The following is a 7,638-nucleotide window of genomic DNA, read 5'->3' as shown; positions in this document are numbered from 1 at the left end:
TATAATCCTTCCGGGAAAGAGGTATCCCGGAATTTGCCTGAAAAGTATACCTTTGCTTTGGAGGTATACATGAGTACAGTCAAGACCCTGAAAACGCTTAAGGCACCGAAGGCTCCGGTCAAAGCACCCAAACCACCTAAACCACCTGTTCAGCGCAAAAAAAAGAAGAAAAAGCAATCCAGCCTGCCTTTTCTGATCGCGCTTGGTGTCATGGGAGCGGTGGGCCTGCTGGTGCTGTATGTGGAGTTGTTTGCAGAGAAAAAGCAGCCGGTATGGCCCGAAGGACATAGTGTCGTGTTGGGTAAAAGTCTGTTGGGGGTGGATGTGTCACGCTACCAGCGTAAAGTAGATTGGCAAAAAGTAAAGGAGAACGATGTTTCGTTTGCCTTCATCAAAGCAACCGAAGGCGCCAAACTCAAGGACAGTTACTTTGGCCGGAATTGGGAAAATACCATCAAAGCCGGGATTATCAGGGGAGCTTATCATTTCTACCTGCCGCATGTGAAGCCGGATGTACAGGCCAGAAACTACATCAGCACCGTGACGCTGCAACCCGGCGACCTGCCGCCTGTGCTGGATGTGGAAGTGAGGGGGCGCAAACCGCTCAATCACCTTCGTGGCGACCTGAAAGAATGGCTGGTGCTGGTTGAGCGTGCGTATGGGGTTAAACCGATCCTGTATACCGGCTATAGCTTTTATAAAGATTACCTCGAAGGGTATTTTGACGAATATCCGCTCTGGATCGCCCACTACGATGTGCCGGAACTGGCCATACAGCGCAATGAGCGCACCTTGCTCTCTTTCTGGCAACACACAGACAAAGGCGTGATTGATGGAATTGAAGGAACAGTGGACTGTAACATCTTTTACGGCAGCCGGCAGGAACTCCGGAAGGTATGCCTGCAGCCCAAAGAAGTACAGGAAAGAGCAACAGGCGCAGCTTTATAGCCGCGCCTGTTGCTTTTCATGTAGCCTGAGTCTGGTTGCTACCAGTCCGTGTTCCACCTGTTCTGTGCGGTGTTGAATTCGCGCGGGCCACGGCGGCTCCTGTCTGGGTTGTTCTGCTCTATATACCCGGCTTCGCCGTAATCGCCGGTGCCATAATGGCCTGGGGTAGTGCGGTGGTAGCCGCTGCCCATGTAGTTGCCCTGATCATCGCCATAGTTGGAGCTGTAATAGTCGTCGCGTTCAAAATTATACCTGCCCTGGCCGCTGCTGCCCTGAAACCTGCGGGAAGTATCCTGGCCGTACAGGTCATCCTGATCCTGGCGGTAGCCTCTTCCGCTTCCGCCGGCTCTTTGCTGCTCACGTCCGTATGCGCCTCCCCGGTCATAGCTCTCATTTCCGAAGGAACTGTAGCCTCTGGGATTATAGCCGCGTTCTCGTTCCCTGCCCGGGGAGCTCGTGCCACTGTCAAAGGGATGGCCCGAATCATGGCGTCCGCCTCGTATATCGCCAAAGCCCTGGGCGCCGCCGTAGCTGCCCATGTTGCCATAGTTGCGGGAAGTGCTGTAGGTATCGCTGTCGGTTATGTTGATGTTGGTATAGTCGCGGCGGGCGTTGCCCATTTCATGGCCCTGGTTGCCGCGGGTACCCCAGTTTCCTTCGTTGCCATAGTACCCGGAGTGGTAGCCTGTGTCCTGCTCCGGATGGCGGTATCGTTCCGTACGATGGGTATGGAAACCGCCTTCGTGTTGTCCGTAATCACGGTCTGATTGATTTCTGTTCATAGCTTCTATAGGTTTAGTGGTGGTAATCACTACACTATACTATAACGAAGCGAAATAACAGGGGTTGAGTCACTTCCCGGAAGGCCCTCCCGGAGGGGTTTCCTGTTATCGAAACCGGGCTGTCAGGGGATTATCCGCAACCGTGCTCTCTAAAGAGGTGCTCGCTTTGGGCAGGCGTTTTTGAACCAATGGGATGTCGTGTTTGCGGGTACTTTCCTGATAGGGTTTGTAGCCAAACATCAAAAATCCGGTGGAGACAGCTGCCGCAACAATTGTAATCACAATGGCCACATACCGGATGCCGTCATACAAGCCATGGCGGGTGCGCCAGATGAGCAGGCGAAGCGGTTGCAGCACTGGTTGCAGGATCGCCGCATGCAGGATGTTGTGGCGTACCCATTCAATAAATTTCTCCTGCCCGATCACCAGTACGCTGCCCACGATCATCACGTTTACCAGCGAGAACATGACCATCATCTGCACATAAGGGTTGTTGTAGACGTGGCCATAAATGTGCTGCGTGTAGGCAATCGCCCCCAGTATACCGGCACATAGCAGGAAGTTGGGGAGGCTGAGTAACCAGTTGTTTTTCGGTTTATCATCCTTCGGTGTCGGGATGTAAGGTACCCTAACCCGGAAGATGGAATAGATGAGGCCCAGCAAAAAGATCCACCAGGTGCCGGTGCGCAGTATACCCCCGAACAGGTGGAAGCCTTTCTCATTTTTCTCATGCAGCCAGCGCTGTGCGTATTGCCTAATACAGATGGAGATCAGGAAGAAGGGCGAAAACATGATCAGGAACTCACCCAGCGACACATACCACGGAAACTCCGCCAGCACCAGCGACAGCGTAGGGATCATGAAATCGAACAGGTTGAATACCCCGAAGAGGTAGTACATGGGCAAGGTGAAGTAGTGGATCTTCTGGCGCCACGTAAATTTGCTGAAAAGCCTGGGGTATACCGTGAACAGCAGCTCAAAGGTGCCGCGGCTCCACTTCACCTGTTGTTTGTAGTAGGCGGCCAGGGTACCGGGAACGAGTCCGCGCGTCAGTATTTTGGGCACATACACCGATTTCCATCCTTTGGCATGCAGCTGCATGGCTGTGTGCATGTCTTCGGCCAGACCAGCCGCGTGCCCGCCAATGCTGTCGAGGGCGCTGCGGCGGAAAGTACAGTTGGCGCCGATGGCCTGCACCGTACCGTGTGCGTTCATGCCCATCATCATGGGGCCGTAGAAGCTGTAGGTCTGCTCGGCGGCCCCATAGGCCACCAGGCTTTCTTTCTGGTTGCTGTACGCCTGCACGCACTGTACATAGCCGATCTCCGGATCTTCGAAGTAAGGGAGCACCTCGTCCAGGAACTCGGGCACCGGCACGTGGTCAGGATCTAACACAAGACATATGTCGCCGGTCGCCTGCCGGAGCGCGTTGTTGATGTTGCCGGCTTTAGCATCCACTTTAATAGTTCGGGTGACGTGGATCACACCCAGCCGCAGGCATTGGGCCTTCAGGTAGGGATCGTCGCCTTCGTCGCAGAGGTAAGTGGTGTGGGGGTAGCGTATGCGCTGTATGGCTTCCAGGGTGTTCACGATCATGTCATGCGGCTCGCCGGGGCAGGCCGTTGTGAGCACGTCCACCGTAAAGCTTGTGCGCAAGGGCGGTTTCACGGGCACACTCACCGAATAGTAATGATACCACTCGTGCAGGGTGCGCAGCAGTTTAAAGAAAAGCGCCGTGGTCAGCAGCACATACAGCGGCGTATAACCCACATGGTCTTTGTCCAGGAACCAGTACAGGAACAGCGCCATCGTCACCAGACCCAGTATGATCATGAGCCGGATGGTCAGGACATCCTTTGGCTTAGGCGTTATACCTGGTATGGCTGTAGGCTGCTCTTGTTGATGTTTGGTAAACGTATACATCAGTAAGAAAAGTCGTAAATCGTTTTTAGAGTGAAAAAGAAAGCTCCGCAGTATCAGTTACATGGCGGAGCGAAGGTAATGAGGCAATAACATCTCGACTTTATACTCGTATTAGCCTCAAAAGTTCTTCTTTCTCCACGTAAAAGAACTATCTGTCTATTAAGCAAAATCTTATACATGTTTACCCCCCATTTGCCGGCAGTGCTCATTCGGTATGCAATTTACCTTGCCACGCTGACCTTGTTTGTTTCCTGTTCTACAGAAGCTGCTGATAACCAGCGCTATATACCCAAAGGCAGAAAAGTGGAGGTAGTAAGGAATGAAGGCAAGTTCACGCTGTATAAAGACGGCGAACCCTACTTTATAAAAGGGGCAGCCGGGTACGAGCATTTTGACCGCGTAAAGGCCTATGGGGGCAATTCTGTGCGGGTTTGGGACTCAAATGATGCCCAGCGCATACTCGACGAGGCGCACGCGCAGGGGCTCACTGTCATGTTGGGACTCTGGATGGAGCGCGAGCGGGAAGGCTTCAACTACTACGACAAGGAAGAGGTGGCAGCGCAGAAGGAGCGGTTGCGGCAGGAAGTGCTTAAATACAAAGATCATCCGGCCCTGCTGATGTGGGTGGTGGGCAACGAGCTATATGCCGAAGGGTCCAATGTGAAGGTATGGGATGCCGTGAACGGTATTGCCGAAATGATCCACGAAATAGATCCGGATCATCCTACTACTACTACTGTTATGAACGTGCCGGAGAAGGTGGTCAACCTGATCAAGCGGCGTTGCCCGGCCATCGACATTATCTCCATCAACGCTTTTGGCGCCATGCACGAACTGGTGGACGAGCTGCACAATACCGACTGGGACGGACCTTACATTATCTCTGAATTTGGCGGCAGAGGCTACTGGGAGGCCTATACCACCTGGTGGTATGCCCCAATCGAACAGACAAGTTCTGAAAAAGCTGCCTTTGCACGCACCCGCTACGAGCGCACCGTGCTGGCAGACAAAGACCGCTGCCTGGGTGCGTATGTGTTCATGTGGGGTTACAAGTATGAGACCACGCCCACCTGGTTCAGCCTGATGACCGAGACGGGTGAAGAGACCGAACTGGTTCAGGTCATGCGGGAGCTATGGACCGGCAACACGGATTTTAACAAGGCCCCCCATATTGCCTATCTCTCCCTCAAAGACATCTTCCCGGCCGACCAGGTACACCTGAAACCCGGCGAGGAATGCTCGGCTGCCGTCATTGCCACAGACCCGGAAGGCGACACGCTGCAGGTAAGGTGGGAGGTGCTGCCCGAAACAGTAAGTGAGGACGGCAATGCCATCAAGGAAGAGAAACCGGACCCGCTGCAGGGAATAGTAGGCAAAGCAGAAGGCGGTAAAGTTGCCCTGAAAGCTCCGCAAAAGGATGGCGCCTACAGGCTCTATGCCTATGTGTATGACGGGCAGGGGAATGTAGCCACGGCTAACTTTCCTTTCTATGTGAAAACAAACGCGGCCTATAGCTCCGCACTGGATTTCTATTAGGACAATGCTCTCCTAACCCATCACCAGTCCGGTTATATGTGCATGATCAGCAATGCCTTTTTTTGCAGGTTGCCTGTTGGATAAGTGCTATAACCAATTCTGCCATTTAGGAGTAAATGTTTTACCTCAGTTTGGAACTGGAGTAGTACAATTTGGAATGCCCTGTTTACAGGTGCCTCTCAGGGCCTGCTGCTGCCTGCTGAAGTATCATTCGATTTTTTACTGGTGACTGACTTAAAACAAATGAGCAAAGAAATAAATAATGTAAAAATAAAGTCCAAAGTCGTGGAGGAGCAGGAGCTGGCGCATACCTTTTATAAAGAGGCACTGGCCCTGCTGGTGAAAAGCGGCGCGAAGTTCCTGGTAGGAGGAGGCTTTGCACTGGATATGTATACCGGCATCAAGCGTGCCACCAAAGACCTGGACGTGTTCTGCAAAGCCGGGGAGTGCCCCCGCATCCTCAAAACCTTTGCAGAGAGCGGTTATGATACCCAAATGACGGACGCCCGCTGGCTGGGCAAAGCCAAAAAAGGGGAGAACCTGGTCGACCTGATCTTTAACAACCCGGGAAGCATGTGCCCGGTGGATGACAGGTGGTTTGAGCATGCGGTGGAAGGAGAGCTGTATGGCGTAAAGTTAAAGTTCATGCCGGCCGAGGAGCTGATCTGGTGCAAGCTCTACGTGCAGAACCGCGAACGCTACGATGGCTCGGATATCAACCATATCTTATTGCGCTACGGTGATAAGCTGAACTGGAACCGGCTGTGGGTATACACCGAGCAGCACTGGCAACTGCTGCTGGCCCAGTTCCTAAGCTTCCAGTTCGTATACCCTTCTGAGCGTGATATCATACCGCGCTGGCTGATGGATGAGCTGCTGTTGCGTGCCCGGGAGCAGTACGAAGTTGAGACGCCCGTGGAGAAGATCTGCCGCGGACCGTTCATTGATCAGACTCAGTACGCCGTCGACATCACCGAGTGGGATTACAAAGTGGTGACGATCAGAACCATATAGCCAAAGGGCAAAAAGGATAGGAGAGAAAGCTCTTGACAGAGACGATATCCTCCTAAACAAAAGGAGGCGCAGCTAAGACCAGCTGCGCCTCCTTTTGTTTTATGTGAGGTATAGCCTGAATTTATTTCAATTCATTCTACAGCAGTAAGGCTAGGTTATCCCAGATCAGGTATACTTTGTTCGTGTACCTCTTCTGAAGTAAGCTCGAATATAGGCGGGGTAGGGATATCGAGCATACCCAGGTAAATGTAGAGTTGCGCGCGGTGGTGGATCTCGTGCTCTACCAGTGCCCGCAGCCATTTCCAAAGGGTTATCTTTCCTCCACCCGGAGTGTCTATTTTCTTTTGCAAATCCTCATCGAGCAGGCTTTGGAAGATGGTGATGCTTTCCTGGTGTTTCGCCCGAAAGAAGCGGAGCACCTCTTCAGGGCCATCGGCCAGCTCTTTACCACAACCAAGGTAGGCGGCAGATTTGTCCAGCGCAGTTTGGGCGTACAGGTAGCGCTCGATGGCAGCGATGTGGCGGATGATGTCTGCTATCGTAAACTTGCCTTCTTTGTAAGTCCAATCATAAAGTTCAAGGGGGATGCAGGCGATCACACGCTCGGTGCGTTGCCTGATCCTGCCGTAGTAGTCCAGAAAAGAGTTTAGGCTGCTGATTTCCATGTTGCTATACTTTATAATTGGTAAACTGTATACCTGTCAGTTAATGTTACTCCTCCGCTCCAGCAAAATCGTATTGCGCCAGACGCCATGCAGTTCGGCTACACGCTCCCGGTAACCGATCTCCCGGAAGCCATGACGTCGTTGTAGCCGGATGCTGGCAGTATTCTCCGGGAAAGTGGAAGACTGCAGCGTCCAGATGCCGTTTGCTTCGCTTTCCTGTATCAGCTGCTGCATAAGCAAATGGGCTATCCCTTTCCCCCGGTGCGGAGCACTCAGATAGATGCTAAACTCGGCCACACCCCGGTAGCAGTGCCGTGCCGAAACAGGGGATAAGGCTACCCAGCCCAGCACCTCGCCGGCCACTACCGCCACCAGCCTGCTATGTGGATGATGGCTCTTGTCCCAGTCCTCCCAGGTGGGTACCGCTGTGTTAAAAGTGGCCTGACCACTTTCCAGGCCTTCGGCATATATGCTGAGCACTGCCTGCGCATGCTCCGGCAGCATAGGTATAACCTGTATCGTCATCTACTTCCAGACAAGTATCAAGGTGCCGCAGAGTATAACCCCCATACCAAGCAGCAGGCGCGGCGTGAGCGGCTCGTTCAACAGAAAATAAGACAGCAGCACGGTAACCAGTATACCCGCCCTGTCAATGGTTGCCACGATAGAGACATCGGCTGTTTTTATGGCTTTGAAGTACAGGATCCAGTACACGGCTGTGCAGGCGCCGGCCAGTACAAACCAAAGCAGGGTTTTGCTATCGATCAGCT

Annotated in this window: 8 protein-coding genes; 3 read left to right on the top strand and 5 right to left on the bottom strand. The window is 53.0% G+C overall.

Translation table 11 applies throughout. The features are described 5' to 3' along the window. Nucleotides 1–948: glycoside hydrolase family 25 protein (locus tag OB13_RS09170; protein ID WP_461489861.1), on the top strand; the 948-nt coding region annotated here is incomplete at its 5' end. Between the two features lie 38 nt (nt 949–986). On the opposite strand, the gene OB13_RS09165 is transcribed toward OB13_RS09170, so the two are convergent. Both OB13_RS09165 and OB13_RS09160 read right to left on the bottom strand, forming a co-directional pair. After that, entirely contained in the window at nt 987–1,730 is a 744-nt protein-coding gene (locus tag OB13_RS09165) for a hypothetical protein (RefSeq protein ID WP_461489860.1), read from the bottom strand. A 105-nt stretch (nt 1,731–1,835) separates the two neighbouring features. Then, on the bottom strand, nt 1,836–3,653 hold the full coding sequence (locus tag OB13_RS09160) for a glycosyltransferase family 2 protein (protein ID WP_461489859.1): 1,818 nt from the start codon (nt 3,651–3,653) through the stop codon (nt 1,836–1,838). 177 nt (nt 3,654–3,830) lie between these two features. Between OB13_RS09160 and OB13_RS09155 the strand changes: the two genes are divergently transcribed. Then, complete coding sequence (locus tag OB13_RS09155; RefSeq protein ID WP_461489858.1) at nt 3,831–5,189, top strand: glycoside hydrolase family 2 TIM barrel-domain containing protein; 1,359 nt, start codon at nt 3,831–3,833, stop codon at nt 5,187–5,189. 243 nt (nt 5,190–5,432) lie between these two features. Further along, complete coding sequence (locus OB13_RS09150; RefSeq protein ID WP_461489857.1) at nt 5,433–6,203, top strand: nucleotidyltransferase; 771 nt, start codon at nt 5,433–5,435, stop codon at nt 6,201–6,203. 155 nt (nt 6,204–6,358) lie between these two features. Here the strand turns inward: OB13_RS09150 and OB13_RS09145 are convergent, their stop codons facing one another. The 3 genes from OB13_RS09145 to OB13_RS09135 form a co-directional block, all read right to left on the bottom strand. Continuing rightward, nucleotides 6,359–6,868, bottom strand: a complete 510-nt coding sequence (locus tag OB13_RS09145) for a DinB family protein (protein ID WP_461489856.1) — start codon at nt 6,866–6,868, stop codon at nt 6,359–6,361. 36 nt (nt 6,869–6,904) lie between these two features. Then, nucleotides 6,905–7,393 carry a GNAT family N-acetyltransferase gene (locus OB13_RS09140; protein ID WP_461489855.1) on the bottom strand — a complete coding sequence of 163 codons (489 nt, stop codon included), beginning with the start codon at nt 7,391–7,393 and terminating at the stop codon, nt 6,905–6,907. Then, a partial coding sequence (locus OB13_RS09135; RefSeq protein WP_461489854.1) for an EamA family transporter occupies nt 7,394–7,638 on the bottom strand: 245 nt, incomplete at its 5' end.

The sequence above is a fragment of the Pontibacter sp. HJ8 genome, assembly GCF_054824225.1.
Note: the sequence above shows the minus strand (reverse complement) of the source record. Positions and strands in the feature narration are given on the sequence as shown.